Here is a 20300-nt window from a genome sequence, read left to right as displayed (position 1 = left end):
ACTCAAATCGCCACACTCTGCTATAACTTGTTTCACAAGAACGGCTTTGGCACTTTGTCGCCGACTGCCGAACAGCACTTAACTTGGGAGACCGAGATGACGAGTTCATTCAAGAACATTCCTATGGGACGATGTATGAAGGCTGCAACTATCGGATCCGTGTTTTCTGTCGGGCTTGCCGCTGCTGTGAGCACCGCTTTCGCTGAGCCTGTCGCGCTTGTTCTGGACAAGTCAGAAGGCATTGGCGTTTCTGCATTTGAAGAACTGATGCCTGGCGACGTGATTGACCTCGGCAAGTCCGGGCATATCGATTTGCTCAGCTACGGTGCCTGTCAGGAAGTTCGCCTGATGGCTGGTGTCGTGAATGTTTCTTCAAACGGCTACACACTCGAAGGCGGAGAAGAAAAGCTGCTGAGAGCCGGCAATTGCCTACAGGCCGAAAGTGGCTCGGAGGATGAGAAGGCCGACAAGGGCTTGACCGTGACCCTCCGGGGCCTGACCCTTGAGAACAAGAAGGCGGCGTCCTTGATGCTGCGTTTCGACAACAAGCTGCGTGAAGAATACGACAAGGTTTTTGTTTCTTTCGGCGGCGGTGCCCCGAAGCGATTTGACGTGCTCGACAACATCCTGACTGAAATGCCGGACCGCGTTGAAGAAGACGAATCCGTCGAAGTTGAGCTGTTTCTGCAGGGCAAGGCGCCGGACTACGGTGTTGTCATGCGCAAGATCACCATTGATCCCGTTCAGGTTGGACGAGAAACTGCGGTAGTCATCGTGAAATGACCTTTACGGGCCGGATTGCAGACGCAGCATTCGGCCGGAAACAGCTCATCGTGCTCATTGCATGTGTTGCGATGGGCATCGGTGGTATCGCCGGCTTGTCTGCGAAAAAGGCGATTTGGGAAGGTTGGTTTACCGACCGGCTTTTTCAGATCCGGGCCATTGTGGGTGGTGCGCAGCCTTCCGCATCTGCGCCTGTTGCCGTGATCGGGCTGGATCAGATGGCTCTCGATTCAGACAGGCTTTCACCTTATCCGCGCGTCTTGATGACGCCTGTACTGGCTGAAACCGGTCAGGCGATACTCGACGCCGGAGCCGTAGCGCTCGGCTTTGATTTTGTTTTCGCTTACAGCGCGGACTCCTTTGTGTATCCCGAGACTGGAGAAGAAAGCCTCCGGGGCTTTGATCTCCCATTTCAGCGCTTTCTTTTTGCCAATCGTGGCAGAGTATTTATTGCTCATACCGAAGTCGGTGTTCCGCACAGACGGTTCACTGCTGCAGCTGGCAGTGGCGGCGTGCGCTCAGTGATAATTTCTACTGACAGCGATGGTGTCGTGCGCAGCCACACGCCGCAGCTGCCGCTCGCTCAGTCGCCATATCTGATTGACGCGTTGTTGGGGGCCGCAAGGTCGTCGTTGTCGGAAAATTACACGGCAATTCCTGACGCCCGTTTGTCATCCTCAATACCCTATCTTTCCATGATCGATGTGCTGACCATGATGGAAAGCGAAGAGGGGCGCGAGAAGCTCAAGGAGTTCGCGCGCGGACGCATCATTCTGATTGGCAGTTTGATCCCGTTCGAAGATGAGCATCTTTATTCGGACCGTTTCTTGCCTGTCGCTTCAGCCGGCCAGGTGGAAACAGGGCAGAGCGGGCGACCCAGAGTACAGGCGCAGACGGCAGGTGTGTTCATCCTGGCCGATCTTGTTGGCGCTGCTTTGACCGGCCGTGTCGCTCTTGAACCTCCAGCTGGTCTGCTTTGGGGGCTTGCCATCGCTTTTGCGATCGCAGGAGCATTCGCTGGCCTCATGTTACCCTTGATGACCTTGCCGCTGATCGCCATTGGAGGGATCGCCGCCGCGCTGGGGATCAGCCTGGTGGGGCTGGAGTTCGGCTTTCTGATCGCGCCAGGCGTAGCGCCGGTCGCCTGCATCGTGGCGATGGTTGTCTCCGCATCCGGAAAGGTTGCGGTACTGCAGCGCAAACAGAGATCTCTGGTCAGGCTTTTCAGCCACTATCTGGCGCCAGACGTTATTCGCCAGATGGCGCATTCAGAGCAATTGCCGGAACTAGGCGGGGACACAAGAACAGTTGTTGTTGCCTTTATTGATATTGCTGGCTTCACCAAGATGTCCGACAGTCTTGCCGACGGGGAAGTGGTCAAGATGGTCAATACGTGTTTCGACGAGATCGGACGCGTGATAACCGCGCATCACGGCTACATCGACAAGTATATTGGTGATGCAATTATGGCAGTCTGGAACGCACCCAACACGGTCGCCAATCCTGAACAGGCTGCTGTCGACGCGTCGCGTGAGATCGTCGGCCTGCTTGAAGTCCTCCGCCGGAAAACCGGCCAGCCTATTCTCGATCTAAGGGTAGCGTTGAATGCTGGTCCTGTTCTGGTCGGAGATATCGGCGGTGAGTTCCGCCGTTCATTTACTGTCATGGGTACGACGGTCAACACAGCCAGCCGAATAGAATCTGTAGCAAAGGACAAGAAGGTTCGCTTGGCCTTTAGCCAATCGGTAGCTCAAAATCTGACGAACACATATCCGGTTAAAGAAATCTGGACAGGCCAGTTGCGCGGCTTGAGCAAGGACATTTCTGTGTTCACCCTGGACAGCGCTGAAATGTACATGGAAGACGGTTACGCGGCGAAAGACAAATCCAAGCAGCAACAGCCGAAATTGCTTAAGTTCCCGCGTTAACACCAATTTTCTGCGTTTTCTGCCTTTGCATCCAAACTTCCGATCCTGCATGATCAACCTGATCAGACCTACAGGTGCGAAGGGCGCCCTGAGGAAGCAAGGAAGGCGGTATGGCTCAATGGCCTGACAATCGGAATCAGGGTGTCAACAGGCCCGAGTTCGACCGGACCATTATCCGGCCGTCTGGAAAGCCGCAGCCTGCGCCGACGGCAGAACCCGCGAAAGCCACGCGGGAAACACCGATCAGGAAGACGCCGCCAGAGCAGAAAAAGTCCTCACCCAAACTTGTCTACGCCGGGCTTGCGATTGGCTTTCTCCTATTCGGGGGAGCTGCAGGAGGTCTGGCGCATTTGTTTAGCTCGGGGTCCATCTCGTTCTCGCCTCCAGAAAATTTGCCGGGAAGCGATGTTGCGGTCCAAACGGACGGCGATGACGCACCAGTCGAAGGCGACGCAGACGGCCAAGATGTTCAAGTGGCGGACACGGATGACCAACCATTGGAATTGGCCGACACTGAAGCCGTGGTTGCCAGTGACGATGATCTGGATATTCCAGCGGATCCGTTTTTCGATATGGCCTTGTCCGCTGTTATTCCGCTTGCAGGAGATCCTGTGTTGCTTGGCAGTGGTGCTTCGAGCAGGCGCATTGAACTCTCTGAACGGCCTGTCCCAACAAATGCGAATTCCGGCAATACAGCCGTCCCCACGCTGACGGCCTTTGTTCTTGACAGTCAGATGCTTGATGCTGACGGGAATCTCGTGATCCGTGCACCAGGCAGTGAAGCTGACTTCCAGTTTGGCAATTTCGGTGGTGGCGACGATACGGAGGGCCTGGTTGTCGAAGAAGACCAGGCAAGCGATGGCGGCACTGACCTTCCAGTATTCTTGAAGCCACCGACCGACACTCTGGACCTCTTTTTGACGGAGCGACCAATCGGGCAGGGGCCGAGCAGAATTGAGGTCAGAGAACGGATCGAAAAGGCGACGTCACTGACGGATTATCTGAAGGCCAAGGGGTTCGACGTAGATGTCTTGAAACCCTTACAGGAATTTGCACGAAACGAATTCAAGAAGGGTGATCTGGTCGCAGGCGATACAATCGCTGTGCGTGGTGTTCGTATGCCAAATAAAGTCGGCCGGATCGGTGACTATTATCGTCCTGTACAGATTTCCTTTCATTCCAAGGATGGATATCTTGGGAGTGCCGCGTATTCCTTGAGCCGCGATGGAGACAGCTATGTTCACGGTGCTGACCCTTGGTTTGGAAAAACCATCGTTGAGGAAAAGATCGTGGGCGATAAAAGCGCTGGCGATGGCAGCGCGGCAAACGATAAGACGCATCGATTGATCGATGGACTTTATGCAACAGCTGTTCGCAATGCGGTGCCGGCTTCAATTGTGGGTGAAGCCATTGCTTATCTGGCACCAACGACCGACCTGAAGCGGGCGATCAAACCGGATGAACGCTTTACCCTCGTGTTCACTGACGCACCAAGAGACGAAAAACGAGGTGGTGGCCGGGTTCTGTTTGCCGGCGTAAGGCGAGGTGACGACTGGTCAGTGCGTTGCTACGTGCTCAAAGCCCCTGGCAACAGAGGCTTTGCTTGCGTTAGTGAAGGCGGAAAAGTTAGCCTTTCAGGCGCAATGCTTGTTCCGGTTAAAGGGGTTTTGACCTCAAAATTCGGCATGCGTTTTCACCCAATTAAAAAGACGGAACGGCTGCATGCGGGTGTTGATTGGGCTGCACCAACGGGAACACCCATTCGAGCCGCGTTTTCTGGAAAGGTGACTTACCGAGATGTGCGAGGAGGGTACGGCAATTTCATCGAGCTCACACACAAGGATGGGATTACGACCAGATATGCTCATATGCACGAGTACGGTGATGGCATTGAAAAAGGGACGGTGGTCCAAGCCGGTGACCTGATCGGCTATGTTGGTACAACGGGGCTGTCAACCGGTCCGCACCTGCATTTTGAAATCCGGCAACGGGGTGAGCCAACCGACCCGCTGGCCTTTGAAATGGAAACCGGTTCCGACGCACCGCAATCCGTTGCGAGCAAGGATCTCAAGGACTATCGCTCGGTCGTCGGCGAAATCTTGAGTGTGCAGTAGGCAGGTACCCAGTCTGTTTTTGGAAAGCCAAAGAACTCATCACGTTTGCCGTGGCTTAAGTTTCCGGAAGCGTAGATGGGATAGCTCGGCAACGTTTTCCCAAACGCAGGTCTCGTTGAGACGCTGGCTCAGAAAACGGCTGCCGTCCAAACGTGGGTTTTAAAGGCTCTGCGATCGAAGCAAGGATGGTGTTGGCCGTAGCACCGGGCAATCCGGCTTGCCTTCTTATATTTATGGCCGCCAGGGACATGCGAAACGAAGTTTCCCGTGTCTCGCATATCCCGGAGTTATTAGTCTCGGCACTGGTCGCCAGAAGATAGAGAGCAGCGCGCCGGTCGAACCACCGTCCTTGGTTCAACTCAATCTGTCGTGACGCTCAGCTCACCATCAGATGCGTGGACCGTTGCTGTCTTGATCTCCTCACCATTCATTTGGGCTGTCAGGAAGGCTCTGGAGAGTTTCGGCAACAGGTCGTTGGTCAGAATGTTGTCGATCATACGCCCACCGCTGTCAGGATCGCGGCAGAGCGACACAATATGCGCAACGACGTCGTCTCCATAGACCAGTTCCGCATTTTGGTTTTGTTTGACCCGTTTTACGACGCGGTTGAGTTGCAATCGGATGATGAAACCGAGCACGGATGGCGACAGCGGGAAATAGGGGATCGTGACAATACGACCGAGCAGAGCAGGTGGGAAAACGTCCAGCAAAGCGGGTCGAAGGTCTTCTGCAAGTTTTTCCGGATCAGGTGCATTTGGGTCGACTGCCGCAACCGTCGGATCATCGGATATAGGCTGGTCGAGTATGTGGCCTGCAGCATCCATGATCTGATCCGTACCCACGTTTGAGGTCAACAGGATCAGTGTGTTGCGGAAGTCGATCTTCCGGCCCATTCCATCTTCCATCCAGCCCTTGTCGAAGACCTGGAAGAAGATTTCATGCACGTCCGGGTGTGCTTTTTCCACTTCGTCCAATAGAACCACGGAATAGGGTTTCCGGCGTACGGCTTCGGTCAGTCGGCCTCCTTCACCATACCCAACATAGCCGGGAGGAGCTCCTTTCAGGCCGGATACGGAATGCGCTTCCTGAAATTCCGACATGTTGATTGTGATCAGGTTGTCTTCACCGCCGTAGAGTGCCTCGGCGAGTGCAATCGCCGTTTCGGTCTTGCCGACGCCGGAAGGGCCGCAAAGCATGAAGACGCCGATCGGCTTGTCCGGGTTGCCCAGTTGGGCTCGGCTCGTCTCTATCCTTTTTGAGATCATGCCAAGTCCATGCGCCTGACCAATCACGCGCTTGTTCAGCGTGTCGGAAAGGCTGAGAATTGTCGCCATTTCATCCTGAACCATGCGACCAACGGGAATACCGGTCCAGTCGGCTATGATCGTGGCAACTGCGTCGTCATCGACGTAGGCGAAGACCATCCGATCTTCTTCAGGGATCTCCGCCAGTGCCTCACGGTTCTCCTTAAGGGCCATCCGGATCGCTTCCTCGTCCTCAAGATCTACATCCAGGTCGAGATCCAGATCGTCGATCGGAACAAGGGAGGGTTTGTCGGCGTTCTCAACTTCTTCGGGCGCACTTTCCGGCATCGGTGCGGCTTCACCATTCCTGAGCCGGGCAAGCGCGGCATTCAGGCTGCGAATGCCGGCTACCAGCTTGCGCTCTTTCTCCCATGCTTCCTGAACATCTTCTATTGCGGTTTCCGTGTTTGCAATCGCTTCATCGATCGCCTCGAGTTGCTCCGCACTGTCATGGCCAAGTTCGGCATCGTTCAAAAGGGCCTGTTTTTCGGTTTCCAGAAAGCCTTTTTTTGCGACGAGGTCAGAAAGGCGAGCAGGATGAGCTGCTTGCGAAATGTTGACTTTGGCCGAGGCCGTATCCAGGACGCTGACTGCTTTGTCGGGCAGTTGCCGTGCAGGAATGTAGCGGCGGGACAGGGAAACTGCAGCCTTTACCGCACTGTCTAGAATGCGCACCTGGTGATGGTCTTCCATCGGGCCGAGAAGGCCACGCACCATTGTGAAACATTTTTCTTCGTCTGGCTCATCCACCTGTACCGGCTGAAAGCGACGTGTAAGTGCGGGGTCTTTTTCAAAATGCTGCCTGTATTCGGACCAGGTGGTGGCCGCCACGGTTCGCAGCGTCCCGCGGGCAAGTGCGGGCTTCAATAGGTTGGCTGCATCGCCGGTGCCTGCAGCGCCGCCTGCACCAACTAGTGTATGCGCTTCGTCAATGAAGAGGATGGTCGGCACTATGGAGGCATGAACAGCGTCGATGACAGCGCGCAGGCGTTTTTCGAATTCACCCTTCATAGAGGCTCCGGCCTGCAACAAGCCGAGATCAAGAGCGCACAGCCTTGTACCGAGCAAGGCGGGCGGGACATCACCCGACACGATCTTCTGGGCGAAGCCTTCAACAATTGCCGTTTTACCAACACCGGCCTCGCCGGTGAGAATTGGATTGTTCTGGCGGCGGCGCATCAGAACGTCGATAACCTGCCGGATTTCCTCATCACGACCAACAATGGGGTCAAATTCGTTGGCTCGCGCACGCGCCGTGAAATCGACCGTGAACTGGGTGAGCGCATCCTCACCCATACCGCTGCCCGGGGATGCTTCAGTCGCTTCGCCAGGTGCTGCACCAGGAGCGGCCTTCGGGCCGGACCCATCGATCGGCCGAGCACCCGTTTCGGACGACGCGCCGGCAATGGATTCAAACTCCCGGATGATTTCATCCTTGTTGAGTGTTTCCAAAGTGGAGGAGTACCTGCAAAGCTGACGCCAGGAGCTTTTGTCGCCCATGACCGCAAGCAGCACGTAGGCTGAACGGATCTTGTAGTCGCCAAAGCGCAGTGTCCCTTCGAACCAGGCACGCTCCAGTGCTTCCTGAAACGGAGCCGACATGGAGGGCAATTCGGTCTGGTTGATTTTGAGATCCGAAATGGCCTGCTGGAGGTCCGCGTGAACGGTTCCAAGATCGATCCCGTAGTGCCGGAGAATATGCGTCAGATCCGTATTCTCGTCCCGGATCAGATAATAGAGCCAATGCAGGATTTCCAAGTGCCGATGACCGGAACTTTTGGTGAGCCGCATGGCCTTTTCCAGGCACTCATAACTTACCGTGGTAAGTTTGTTGGCAACAGTTTCAACCAGAATGTCACTCATAACATCGGCCTTTCAAATTGGAGACCTATTGATAGACGGTAGTATGGCGGCGCACAGGCCGGAAACGGGTGTCGGTCAGCATCTCTTCATCTTCAAATTCGAACTCTTCCTCTTCCGGTTCATCCGAAGGAGGGGGCTTCAGCCAGCCAATATGCCCAAGAGTTGCAGAGCTGCTGCTGTTCATCTGAACGGCGGAAGCACAGCGTCTGGGCAGGGCCAATTCGATCTCGTATTCAATTTCCAGACCGAGATAGAAATCGATCAGATCAAAGAGCTTTTCGGTCCAAAGGTTTGGCTTTGTCCGGGTAGGTGGCAAAAACTTGCGGTATTCTTCCAGGGAGCTGGTGAAGATCCTTATGCGGATCTTGTCGCTGACACTGTAGACCTTGGCACCAACGATCGTGTCCGCCCCCAATTGGCCAGCGCCCCCGGACCGAAACCGCCGAGGCTGAGTTGGTCGTCCTTGTCCAGGTGCAGCCAGGTGCCAACACATTGGTCGATTTCGACGTCAACGCCAAAAACGCCAGTAATCAGAGCCTTTAGCCGCGCAGCGCTTTTTGTCTTGGAAGACGTAAGGCCTGCATAGAGAAGCTTGAGGCGATCATCGATGTGGTCGAGGTCGCGGAATATGGGGGAACCGATCCCGATCGGCGCTCCAAGATAGGCCAGGAAGCGGTCGTCGTCTGGCCGGTCGTGCTGCACAATCGGTCGCGCGTCAGCCCACGCGCGGTAAAACAGCTGAACAAAGCGGTTGTTGAAGACATCGAGGAAGCGCGGAAAGCTGTCCTCGCCGCGCAGGCCGCGCATGATGGCTTCGTCAGTATAGGCAGCCGGCAGTGCACCGTGAGGCCCCAGCATTCCCAGGAAGCGTTCCAGCAGCACAAGTCCACCATCTGCATCACGGGTTGCGCGTTCAATCGTGGACGGTGCGTATTCGCTGGATGGGTCTTGCCCGAAACGGACAATATCTTCCATCGACCGGCGGCTTTTTCCAATTCGGGGTGGGGCGGGTTCATCCACCTTCTTCTTTGGATCCATACCGGCTGGAGCTTGCGCGCCAGGCGCGGTTTGTCCCTCCAGCATGCGCAGCACCGCCAGGAGGTCATGTCCACCCGGATGTTTTTCGATACGGGCACTCAATGCAGCCAGTAGAGATGCATATTGCTGCTGAACGGGAACCTCTATCCTCGGTTCTTCGTTCGGTAGAGGTTCTGTTTCCAGGTCAGACTTTGCGTCTGGTGTTGCCTCGAACGGTTCCGCAGTCTCGGCCTTGATTATGTCCGGCAGATCTTCCGAAGTGGCCTGCTTCTCCGGTTCGCGATCTTCTTCCCGATGCTCAGGAACATCTGGGAACTTGGCATTTACGACGGTTTTGTCCGGCTCATTGAACACAGGCTCTTCAGCTGAGTCACTTGGCATTTCGGTCTCTTCCGGAAAAACACCTTCGTCCTGAGCAGGGCCTGTATCAGGCCAGGGTGTTTCCAGATCCGCAGGTTCAAGCGCAAGCGTTTTGACACCTTCATGCTGAACGTCGGTACTCTCGGTGGTTGCTTGCCAATCAGCCGGCTTTTGCGCGCCGATTTGAACAACCGTCTTGTCGGCGGCGGCCTTGCGGTCCGGCTTGTTCTTTTTCCCGCGCGCGCGCTTGTCGTCCTTGCCGCTCATAGGATCCCCTTTGCGCCGATCCTCGGTGGCCATTTCATAATCGTTCCACGTTCCGTGGTGGCAATAACGCATTGGGTGAAGTGATTGATGGATGCATATTCTGCAAGAAACCGATCCAGCACAGCTCCCATCAGAAAGGCGCTGGCGCCTTCGAATGCCTTGTCGTCCAGTGTAATGGTGATTTCCAGACCTCGGGCCACACCGGTGCCGGACTTTTGCTGAAGTCTTCGAACGACCGGACGGGTTGAAACTGAGCGAACCGACTGTGCCTGACGATCAGATGCGTTGTCCGACAATGGCGCGAAGACGCTCAGGAGATCGCGGAAAGAGCGTCCGTCTTCTCCGGCCGCATCGTGCACAAGTCCGGTGTGGTTGAGCGCCAGAATATTGATAAGCCTCCAGGCGATCGCTCCGGTATGGCCTTCTTCACCCAGCCGTTCATTGTAGGAAAGCAAAGGTGGTCTTGGCGCGGTCGGTCCAGCGACACAGTCGACTTTGAGACTGACGTCTTCGAGAATACGGAAATCGCCGACCGACGCCTTGTCCGGATTGGTCCCGACCGGAAGATCTGCCGCAAGCGAACGGTTCGATGCCATCACCTTCAGCGACAGTTCCGCCAACCGTTTGTCACCACTTTGCAATAGGGCCGTGGCCTGTGCACCACTGGAAATGGAAATGAATGTCTCGGTCCCGATATATGGGCTTGGTTGCATACGCCGCAGTTCCGATGAGGACTGCCTGCGAGGCAAACGGCGTATGGTGTAGAACCACTCATGCCCTGCCTTTTCGGTGTCGGGAGCAACACTGTAAAGCGGATCCACAGCCCGTTTCTGTCCGCCCGAGAAGTGGGCATTTACTTCCGTAACCGCGTGCACCTCATAATCCAGGGGGCGGGTTCTGTCCGCAATAACCGCGAATTCATGCTGGCCTTTCTTGATCGGAACGCGATCGGTTTGACGTTCGAACAGATTGACGGCTGGTGAGGCGTGCAGAGCAAAAATCTTGTGCTCGACATGTGCAGGCAGACGGGTTTCCGCTTCGTCGAACACGAATATGAGTTCAAAGGATTTCGCATTGATCCTGTCGAGATAGCGACGCAGGCCGGTTAGGCGAAAGCCAAGGAAACTGCGAGGAAAGTTGAAGTAGTCGCGAATGTGGTCGAAGCCGACAAAAAGACGCCGGTCATTGTGCAGGAGCGCGTCTTCTTCATCAAACCCGAGTTGCTCGATCGCACTGACGGGGACGCGGTGAAGGGTTGCCTGACCGTAGGAATCTTCTGTTCTCAGATAGAGCGCAATTGTGTGCCCGAAGATCTGCTCATAAACCTTTGCGGCAAGATCCATTGGACCGATGAGGCGGATAGGCAGTTCATTTATCCTGCAGCCCGCAACCTGATACTCGGGCTTCTTCTGCGCTTCTTCCGCGGAGACCTCATTTTCAGGGTCCTCCGCCATGCGGTGGGTGAGGGTGATCGAAAGGCCTGCACGCGCACGTTTGTCTTCGGCCATTTCGGCGCCGAGACCAGAGATTTGGGCCGCGGAACTCAGATATTTGGCATCTGTCAGTTCAAGAGGGGTCATCGTGATCGGCGCGCACAGCGTAAAACGGCACCGGACCTCACCCCTCCGCTCCCGGAATACAGCTTCCATGGGAGCATGGCGCGCGATCTTGATACCGTTGCGCAGATTGGCATCGCCATATTTTGGTGTCACTCGGGCGAGGACCATTGATGGTATCGGTGCTAGTGCGGTTGGATAGAGCTGTTCAAAAAGATTGGATGTGAACTCTGAAAACTCGTGTTTCATCTTCAGTTGGACGCGTGCAGCCAGGAATGCGGTTCCCTCCAGCAAACCTGAAAGCATCGGATCGGATCTGTCTTCCAGAAGGCCACCAAGCCTTTCTGCAACAGCCGGATATGCCTCTGCAAAAGCGACACCCTGTTCACGCAGATAGGTGAGCTCCTGATTGTAGAGATCTAGAAATTCCCGGTTCATCCAGCCGCCCCAACTATCTTAATTCGACCGAAGGCAGGGTCGACATCCGCGACGAATTCACTGCCCACGCGCACCGGATCACACCGGATTTCTGCCTTGATCAGAAAGCGAACCTTGAAGGTTTCGCCGCTGTCGCTGTCGTCGCGCACAACTTGAAGCGTGCGCGGGTCCATTCGAGGCTCAAAACGAACGAGTGCCTGTCGAATGTCCTCGGCAAGTTGGTTGATCCTGATTGTGTCGACCACATGGACGGACAAATCGGGCAAACCATAGTTCAAAATGGAGTTTTCGACTTCCGGGTACTCCGAAAGGTCCTGGGTCGAATTCAGATTGACAGTGTTCAAAAGCGCTTGAAGGTCACGGCGGACTTCGGCGAGCAAAGTATTTTCAGAAACACCGTAGGAACGTGAAAGCCGTCGGCCGGATTTAAGATTTCGGCCCTTTTCAGCTTCCTTCTGCTTCGCCTGAGCAGCCTTGAAGTCCGGGTCGTCCATGGCCCGAAAAGCCCACATCAGCGGGGAGTGCATTTTCACGGTCGATTTAGCCATTGGCTATGCCCACGCTGGAGGCCCAAATACATCTACTGTTGAACAAAGTTGCCGCGCTGTTGGAATGGAAACGATTGTCACATCGCGGCAAAAAAGGACCGGCTGCCGCACCAGAAGGGCGGCAGCCGGTTCGGCGAAATGCCTTACTTCTTTTCGTTTGCAGCGATGTCCCATGCAAACTCTGGAGCAGCGCCCTTGGAGCCATCAGCTTTCTGCTCGGTGTAGATGAATTTGTATTCACCAAAGTTGAGCGTCGCGCTTTCCGTAATCCGGTCGTCGGAACCACTGCCACCTGTCGAGACGTTGGTGACGATGATGTCCTTCATTTCCAGCTTGATGTATTCCAGCGGGTTATCGCCGGCCGCTTTGCGGACGTACATCGTACCCTTGGCAATGTGCTTGCCGGTGGACACATGCTGAAGCAGTACCGGTGTCGATTTGTCGACATATTTGGTAATACTCAGATCCTGGAAGAAAGCTTTACCTGAGCCGGAGCCACCACCCATATGCGTGGTACCGGACTGGGAAGCACCCCAGGACCAGGACAGAACATCAATTTCGTCCTTGTGGGACTTGTCCTGAGATTCACCATTGATTCCATCAAGTTTCAGAAAAAAATCGACAGCCATTTTAAAAGATCCTCTTGGTTGTTGACGGCCAGAAAAAAATGCCTGGCATTGCGTCTACTAATCTTGACAACTACCTCGGACCATACGGTCCAAACCCCTAGGCGCGTTCGCGTCTCGTTTGCACCTCCACCCGGTGAAACCGGGTTGCATCCGATTGGGATGCCTGCCGGAAGAACGGGCCAACGCCCTTCCGGCAATTCTTGTCAATCAGCTCGCGTCTTGTGGAATGCGGGACGCCAGGCTCATGCCAATGTCCATGCCTTCCAGCTGATAGTGTGGACGCAGGAAGAACTGAGCTCTGTAGTAGCCCGGGTTTTCCTCGTCGGCGACGATAGTGACCTTGGCTTCCCTCAGCGGTTTGCGCGCTTTGGTTTCCTCGGTCGAATTGTCCGGATCACCATCGACATAATCCATGATCCAGTCGTTCAGCCAACGCTGCAGCTGAGCTGCTTCCTTGGTCGAACCGATCTTGTTGCGCACCATAACTTTGAGGTAATGGGCAAAACGCGTGGTCGCAAACATGTAGGGCAGACGCGCAGACAGATTGTCCGATGCGGTTGCATCCTTGCCGTCCGGACCCGAGAACTGACGCGGCTTGAATACGGACTGTGCACCCAGGAAGGCGGCCTGGTCCGTGTTCTTGCGGTGGATCAGCGGGATCAGTCCCAAACGGGAAATCTCGTGTTCACGGCGATCGGAAATCGCAACTTCAGCCGGGCATTTCTGGTCGACACCACCGTCATCGGTCTCAAAGACGTGTGTTGGAAGGTCTTCCACAAGGCCGCCGCTTTCCACGCCGCGAATACGAACGGTCCAGCCGTATTCCTTGTAGGCACGGTTGACATTGACTGCCATCGCATAGGCCGAGTTCATCCAGGCGTAATTCTGGTGTGTGTCTTCACCGAACTCTTCCTCGAATGCGAATTCTTCAACAGGGTCTGACTTGGCTCCATAAGGCTGCCGCGCCAGGACGCGAGGCATGGTCAGGCCCAGATACCGGGCATCTTCCGATTCCCGCAATGTCCGCCATTGTGCGTGGATCTCCGTGTCAAAGATCTTCGAAAGATCCCGTTTTGCCGGAAGTTCAGTCCAGTCGTCCATTTGCATCAGTTGCGGATTGGCTGCTGCAAGGAACGGCGCGTGAGCCGCCGATGCAATTTTTGCCATGCCGCGCAATATGGTGATGTCCTGGGGCTCGTAGGAGAACTCGTAGTCACCGACAAGGCATCCATAGGGTTGACCGCCAAGCTGACCGAACTCAGCCTCATAGATCTGCTTGAACAGCGGGCTCTGGTCCCACTTGGCGCCGCGGTAACTCTTGAAGACACCTGCCAGTTCCCTTTTAGAGATGTTCAGGAACTGCAGTTTCAGCGTCGCATCCGTCTCGGACTGGTGAACGAGATAGTCAAGCCCACGCCAGGCACTCTCAAGCGTCTGGAATTCAGGTGCGTGAATGATTTCATTCACCTGTTCCGTCAGCTTCTCGTCCAGCTTGGCGATCATCTCATCGATGGTGTCATAGACATCATCCTTGATAAGCGCCTGGTCGGTAAGTGCCTCCGAAAGGAAGGTCGACATTGCATTGTCGACGAGTTCGTTGGCGGTATCATTCTCGTTCTTGATGCGAAAATTCTGCTTCAAGATAGAGGCAAATTCTTCGGGACTTTTTTCACCCGCGACTTCGCCCGCCGCTGCGCCGCTTGTTTGGGCGCTAGTATCAGTGTTGCTCATTTACGCCTCCTCCGTATCGTCGCCTTTGTCTGCACCGTCTGTCGACATTGCCTTGTCGGCTTCGATTTTCTGAGCAAGGGCCTGCATAAGTGCCGGGTCCCGTGTCAGTTCTTCCAGCTGAGAGATGGCCTGAACACGTCCATCCATCATGGTACGCAGCGCTGCAAGACTGCGACGCGCTTCCAGAAGCTTGTTGAGCGCCGGAACCTGTTCGGCAACTTTGCCCGGTGTAAAATCGTCCATGCTCTTGAAGCGGAGTTGAACGCTCATCTTGGAATTTTCTTCACCTGACAATTTGTCTTTCACGGTGAAGGACGTTCCTGGTTCGATGGCTTCCATGCGCTTGGTGAAGTTATCCATGTCGATGTCGAGAAGTTTGCGATCATCGATATCCGGTTTTTCGACACCTGGGTTATCGCCAGACAGGTCAGCCATAACGCCCATTACGAAAGGAAGTTCCACTTTCTCTTCAGCATCAAAGGGATCTTCGTAAAAAATATGGACCCGGGGAGGTCTATTGCGCTTAATAAAGCTTTGCCCGCTACTCTTTGCCATTGTACTTGCCTTTCACGTTTCTGACCGAATAGTCCTTGGCCAAATCTAGTCAAATACTAACGCAGGGCGTCTTCTTATTGATTCGTTGTTTGGGTCTGCGTTGTGTCTTGTTGATCCTTATGTACTTCGATTGCCGGGTTCAGGAAGTGATCACAGTCACATGATCGCCGGTTTACAAGTTTTCTTTCAAATATTGAGGACCTGTTGAGCTGTTGAGTCAAGGAAGAAGCTGAAAACGCAGGGGTAGTTGCGCCGAAACGATTCGCGTTTCCGTCAATCGTCTTCCGGCCGCAGGAACAGGTTTAGCAATCCGGCAAAGGATCCCGCGCTCATATTCTGCGCTTCGTCCAACAACAATGGGATCGGGCTCGTCGGTTCGTGAGACGTATAATATCCCTTGACCGCGGCAATGCCCTTCATTGCGTCGTTCCTGTTTTCAATGACCAGAACGGAAAAGTCCTCGATATCACCCAGCTCATGGTCGCTCCCGTCATTCAGATCGATCAACCGATCGTTAGACAACTGCAGCCCGCTTGTACCAAGAATAAGAGAAACCTCGTCAAATCGGCGGGGCATCAGGATCTTCAGCGCGTCAAGATAGGATTTGCCGACGAGCCCACGCGCTTCCCGGACGAGAAAAAGGGCAGGGTGGGACGGCTCACGCGCTGCAAAATACTCTTCCACCGCATCCAATATCAATTTTGCCTGAGCTGCGTTCTTAATGTCGGCAGGTCCGGAGGAAACCGGATCCTGGACGGCTTCCTGGCCGTCAGCTTCCTGCGCATCCTCGCTCGCCGCATCTTCAGGAGAAATTTTTCCGAGGCGGACATTCAACTCCCGACCTATGTCGCGAATGAGTGTGATCAGCTTTTCATAAGCCGGAGGACTGGCCTTTGCTTCGCTTTCCTTCAGCTTCTCCGTGCAAGCGTCCGCAATGCCTTGAAGATCGTCCGGCAATTCAGCCAGGTCAGTCAGAACTTCGTCAATGACATCCTGTTCCAGCTCTCCGGATGTAAGTGCGGCGTCGATTGCGCCGAGAGAAATTGTGTGTTCGTCCGCTCTTGCTGTCTCTTCGCCCAAAGCAATCTGAATGGCGCGATAGCTGATCGGTCCGCTGCGACGCGTTTTCAAAAGCGGAGCGGCTTCAAGAGGAAGTATCACGGTTGGCCGATTGTTGAGGGCTTCAAGAGCTCCAAGGCGTTCCATGTGATCGAAGTCCGCATCGTCAGGGTTGACTTGCGTCCAATGGTTCTCAACCAGTTTTCGGATGATCCGCACTGCATTTGCAAAAACGTGAAGTTGCCCGTTGAGCAGGCCCAGTTGGCCCATCATCACCAACAGGCGCAGATCACGGGATTGCTTCAGAAAGCCATCCATCTGTTTGAAGAGATCGGTGAAGTCAATTTCTGAACGGTCGAATTCGCTGAACCGTTCAGGGAGCATTTCTTCGCAGGAATCCATGAGCGCAGCAAAGGCCGGCTCTGTATCGTAAAGGTCGGGTCCACAGCCGGCGCCGGGTGATACTTCGGTGCCGTAGACTTCCGGATCAAAATTCATGTGCGCTTCCCGGCCCAGACTTTTTGTTTTGGTCCGGCCGGATGTTGCGCCGGCCGGAAAAAGCTATTCTGCAAGTTTTTATTCGAGAACGAGCTTGCTCTCTACACGACGGTTGGCCGGGTCGTTGATATCGGCAACCTTCGGGCGCGATTCGCCATAAGCCACTGTCTTCAGGCGATTCTGGCTTACGCCGAGCGAAATCAGGAATTGCGTGACAGCCTGAGCCCGATCTTCAGAGAGCCGTTGATTGTAGGATATGGAGCCTATGCCGTCGGTGTGGCCTTCGATAACAAACTTTGCACCTTCCAGATCCGCAACATTTATGCCCTTGGCAAACTCGCGCAAGTTGGCCTTGGCAGCGTTGCTGAGACGCGCTGAAGCGTATTCAAAGGAGACAAGCAGATTGAACGCGTCATCGATTGCCTGTGTTTCCGGATCAACGACCAGCGTCTCTGCCGCATCTGTTTCGCCGGATCCTTCAGGTGACACCGCAACCTGACCGCCACCTTCACTGGAAGCATTCGGATTGCATTCATCACGGGTGCCGATACACAACGCGCGCGTAGCACCGGTCGGTTTCAAGGAGCGGGTTTTCAGCTGCTTGAAGTGTTTGCTGACTTCCTCTGCCGAATAAGTCGCGTCCTGAGCGACGGCGGGTTGGATGCCGCCCGGCAGAGGGATTAAGGCAAGTGCGAGCACACCTGCACATAAAGAATGTCTCAAGCCACCGCTCAGAAGCGCGTGGTTCAGCGATTGATTAGATTTCTGGGTCACGATTTCAATCCTCCCTTGTGGAGTGTTCGAACACAATTTCAAAATGGGCTTCGAATGGCATCGTGCCTTAACTTAAAGAATATGAGTGTGGCGAAAGTCACTAAAGTGCGGTTTGATGTCAGTATGTCTTTTTATCGTGATTTATCAAGAGCAGAGGTGAAATCTAAGCGTATTGAGCCGGATAAATAACAGTGATGAGCCTCGCCTAAGTTAGTAGACAATTGGGTAAGCCAGTCTAAAACGTTTGGGAACGCGGGGCGCTGTTTTTTGTATTTGCAACAATTGTGTTGTTGAGCACATTATTTTCGGCCGAAACGCCATAATTATCTGACGAACGGTGGCTCTACTGCTGCCTTAGTCAGGAACTTCTGTATTTCGAAGGAGAACTTCGTGGCCCAGGGACAACTAAAACAAGCGAATCGAATGGCCGAATTGAAATCGGTCTTCGGTCAAGACGAGCTTTCCGTTGTTACCGTTGAGTGCGACGAGGGCCTGAGCGATGATTTTGTGATCCGCCTGGAAGTGGTCAGCCAGGAGGAAGATCTGGATTTCGACAAAGCCATTGCCACGCATATGACCGTCAAGGTGGTCACCAACAATGGCGACACGCGCCACTTTGACGGACTTCTGACCGATGCCAAATGGCTTGGTCACCGCGACTCATATTATCGCTACAGGCTGACGTTGCGTCCCTGGTTCTGGCTTTTGACAAAAAATGCCAACTGCCGGATTTTCAAGGATAAATCAGCACCTGACATCATTTCAGAAGTGCTTGGTGAGCACGATTTCGCAGATCACCGAAAGAATCTGACCGAAAGCTACGACCCGATCCACTACTGCGTACAGTACCGGGAATCGGACTACGATTTCTGCTGCCGACTGATGGAAGAGTTTGGCATTTCCTATTTCTTTGAACATGAGGATGGCAAACACACCATGATCCTGGCTGACGCGAAATCGTCATACAGCCCGATCACAGGTGACAGCAGTATTCCGTTCATTCCGCTTGGTGGTGACAGTCAACGAGACAAGGAACACCTTTACCATTGGGTTCCGAGCCGTCGCTTTCGCACCGGCAAATTCGCGGTGAACGACTATGATTTTGAAAAACCGAGCGCCTCGCTCGAAGCAGATCGCGACGCGGGGTCTTCCTATAGAGCTGGGTCGCTTGAAAGCTATGATTATCCTGGTCGATATACCGAGAAGGACAAAGGCGGCACCTTCAGCAACATTCGCCTGGAAGCCGAGCAAGCTGCAGACAAGCGTATTGAAACAGCTGGGGAGGTTCCCCGCCTCTTCGCAGGCGGATTGTTCACTTTGCAGGATCATCCACACGGCCCGCAGAACCGCGAATACCTGGTTATCAGGGCCAGTCACCAGATCATTACAGAACAGTACCGTTCGGGCGGCGGCGGCTCTCAGGGTGAAGCCTATACGGGCACCTATGATGTGCTGTCGACAGATATTCCTTTCCGAACTCCGGCTGTTACTCCGAAGCCGCGTATTCCCGGACCGCAAACTGCCAAGGTCGTGGGTCAGGGCGAAATCGATGTCGACGAGTACGGTCAGATCATGGTCGAGTTTCATTGGGATCGAGATAAGACACAGTCAAGACGCGTGCGCGTGGCGCAGGTCTGGTCCGGAAAGAACTGGGGTGGCATCTATATCCCGCGTGTAGACCAGGAAGTGATCGTGCAGTTCCTGGAAGGCGATCCAGACCAGCCGATCGTAATCGGCACCGTCTATAACGCCGACAACATGCCCCCGTATTCCTTGCCTGGCGAAAAGAACAAGGCCGGCATCAAGTCAGACTCGACAATGGGCGGAGGCGGCTACAACGAGTTTGTGCTCGATGATTCCAAAGGACAGGAAGAGATCGGAATTCATGCGCAAAAAGACATGAATACCGTCATTGAGAACAACGAAACTCTTCACGTCAAAAACTGCCGTGACACCAAGATCGATGTCAACAGAACCGAAAAGGTCGGCATGAACACGACCGAAGAGATCGGTATGGTCTGGAAGGCAAAAGCCGGAATGATGATCGAGTTTGAAGTCGGTGCGAGCAAGATCACGATGACCCCGGCAATGATCAACATCAAGTCTCCGATGATCAATATCGAGGCCGATGCGATGTTGAACGCCAAAGGCACTTTGACCACGGTCACCGGAAGCGCATTCTTGACGCTGATAGGTGGACTTGTTCTGATCAATTAATGCCATTGAACGCACAACGGGAAAAGAAACGGAGTTGGGCTGATGGGATCTCGTATCCGCTTCACGAAAGCCAAGCAGGTATTTGAAACTTATCCTGGATTGTCCGATAATGTTGTCGAACCAACATCGGATGTCGCGCCGCAGGACTATGTGCGAGCATTGCAGGAAAGCGAAAGCCCGCTCACGTCAATCTGCTATTTTGCGCATACTTTGCCGAAACGAGAGTCCGTCTGGTGGGGAATGAAATGCGTTTCAGGCCTCGGTGCGGTCAAGACTGACGCCGACAGGCACATATTGGAGCTATGTGAACACTGGGTTCGTGAAGGCGACGAAGAAGCCCGATCGGCGGTCCAAGCAGCTGCGGAAGCTGCAAAGCCTGACAGTGCCGCAGTATGGATCGGAATGGCCGCTGGATGGTCCGGTGGATCACTGTCGCCAAATCCCGATCACCGGGTTGATATGCCGGCTGATCTGACGGCCAAGGCGGTGAATGCTGGCATCATGATCGCTATGGGATTCGTCGAGCCGTCGAATCGCGATAATGCTCTCGATACCTGCATTTCTGCGGGACTGTCGTTTGCCGAGGGCGGGGCGATGCCAGCAGTCAGCCTGCGTGAACCGGCAGCATTGTAAATTAT

At 54.4% G+C, this 20300-nt stretch carries 15 protein-coding genes; 5 read left to right on the top strand and 10 right to left on the bottom strand.

Going from position 1 to position 20300, the window contains the following annotated elements; all coding sequences use genetic code 11:
• Positions 1-96 precede the first annotated feature (96 nt).
• From ACZ1HV_RS03390 to ACZ1HV_RS03380, 3 genes are all read left to right on the top strand, one after another.
• Positions 97-783, top strand: coding sequence for a hypothetical protein (locus ACZ1HV_RS03390; RefSeq protein WP_298820752.1), 687 nt, complete (start codon positions 97-99; stop codon positions 781-783).
• Positions 780-2711: an adenylate/guanylate cyclase domain-containing protein gene (locus ACZ1HV_RS03385; protein WP_298820750.1), complete on the top strand. Its 1932-nt coding sequence runs from the start codon at positions 780-782 to the stop codon at positions 2709-2711. The genes ACZ1HV_RS03390 and ACZ1HV_RS03385 overlap by 4 nt, the downstream gene beginning before the upstream one ends.
• A gap of 110 nt (positions 2712-2821) precedes the next feature.
• On the top strand, positions 2822-4825 hold the full coding sequence (locus tag ACZ1HV_RS03380) for a M23 family metallopeptidase (RefSeq protein WP_298820748.1): 2004 nt from the start codon (positions 2822-2824) through the stop codon (positions 4823-4825).
• A gap of 359 nt (positions 4826-5184) precedes the next feature.
• Here the strand turns inward: ACZ1HV_RS03380 and tssH are convergent, their stop codons facing one another.
• The 10 genes from tssH to ACZ1HV_RS03330 all read right to left on the bottom strand — a co-directional run bounded on the left by tssH (position 5185) and on the right by ACZ1HV_RS03330 (position 17445).
• On the bottom strand, positions 5185-7992 hold the full coding sequence (gene tssH / locus ACZ1HV_RS03375; RefSeq protein ID WP_298820746.1) for a type VI secretion system ATPase TssH: 2808 nt from the start codon (positions 7990-7992) through the stop codon (positions 5185-5187).
• A 25-nt stretch (positions 7993-8017) separates the two neighbouring features.
• Entirely contained in the window at positions 8018-8407 is a 390-nt protein-coding gene (locus tag ACZ1HV_RS03370; protein WP_472717316.1) for a type VI secretion system baseplate subunit TssG, read from the bottom strand.
• Complete coding sequence (tssG, locus tag ACZ1HV_RS03365) at positions 8347-9657, bottom strand: type VI secretion system baseplate subunit TssG (protein ID WP_472717315.1); 1311 nt, start codon at positions 9655-9657, stop codon at positions 8347-8349. The genes ACZ1HV_RS03370 and tssG overlap by 61 nt, the downstream gene beginning before the upstream one ends.
• On the bottom strand, positions 9654-11651 hold the full coding sequence (tssF, locus tag ACZ1HV_RS03360) for a type VI secretion system baseplate subunit TssF (RefSeq protein ID WP_298982044.1): 1998 nt from the start codon (positions 11649-11651) through the stop codon (positions 9654-9656). The genes tssG and tssF overlap by 4 nt, the downstream gene beginning before the upstream one ends.
• Positions 11648-12199 (bottom strand): type VI secretion system baseplate subunit TssE, encoded by a 552-nt coding sequence (tssE, locus tag ACZ1HV_RS03355; RefSeq protein ID WP_298820740.1) that lies wholly within the window; start codon positions 12197-12199, stop codon positions 11648-11650. Before tssE ends, tssF begins: the two co-directional genes overlap by 4 nt.
• A 143-nt stretch (positions 12200-12342) precedes the next feature.
• Positions 12343-12828, bottom strand: coding sequence for an Hcp family type VI secretion system effector (locus ACZ1HV_RS03350; RefSeq protein WP_298820738.1), 486 nt, complete (start codon positions 12826-12828; stop codon positions 12343-12345).
• Between the two features lie 207 nt (positions 12829-13035).
• On the bottom strand, positions 13036-14559 hold the full coding sequence (tssC, locus tag ACZ1HV_RS03345) for a type VI secretion system contractile sheath large subunit (RefSeq protein WP_298820736.1): 1524 nt from the start codon (positions 14557-14559) through the stop codon (positions 13036-13038).
• Complete coding sequence (gene tssB, locus ACZ1HV_RS03340) at positions 14560-15114, bottom strand: type VI secretion system contractile sheath small subunit (protein ID WP_298820734.1); 555 nt, start codon at positions 15112-15114, stop codon at positions 14560-14562.
• A gap of 273 nt (positions 15115-15387) precedes the next feature.
• Positions 15388-16671, bottom strand: coding sequence for a type VI secretion system protein TssA (locus tag ACZ1HV_RS03335; RefSeq protein ID WP_298820732.1), 1284 nt, complete (start codon positions 16669-16671; stop codon positions 15388-15390).
• Positions 16672-16749: 78 nt separating this feature from the next.
• The gene (locus ACZ1HV_RS03330) at positions 16750-17445 is read right to left on the bottom strand and encodes an OmpA family protein (RefSeq protein WP_298820730.1); all 696 of its coding nucleotides are present in this window, start codon (positions 17443-17445) and stop codon (positions 16750-16752) included.
• Between the two features lie 423 nt (positions 17446-17868).
• Between ACZ1HV_RS03330 and ACZ1HV_RS03325 the strand changes: the two genes are divergently transcribed.
• Both ACZ1HV_RS03325 and ACZ1HV_RS03320 read left to right on the top strand, forming a co-directional pair.
• Complete coding sequence (locus tag ACZ1HV_RS03325) at positions 17869-19662, top strand: type VI secretion system Vgr family protein (RefSeq protein ID WP_472717314.1); 1794 nt, start codon at positions 17869-17871, stop codon at positions 19660-19662.
• A gap of 42 nt (positions 19663-19704) precedes the next feature.
• Entirely contained in the window at positions 19705-20295 is a 591-nt protein-coding gene (locus tag ACZ1HV_RS03320; protein WP_472717313.1) for a DUF6931 family protein, read from the top strand.
• Positions 20296-20300: the final 5 nt, after the last annotated feature.

It is taken from the genome of Roseibium sp. JB4-4, from assembly GCF_055693425.1.
Note: the sequence above shows the minus strand (reverse complement) of the source record. Positions and strands in the feature narration are given on the sequence as shown.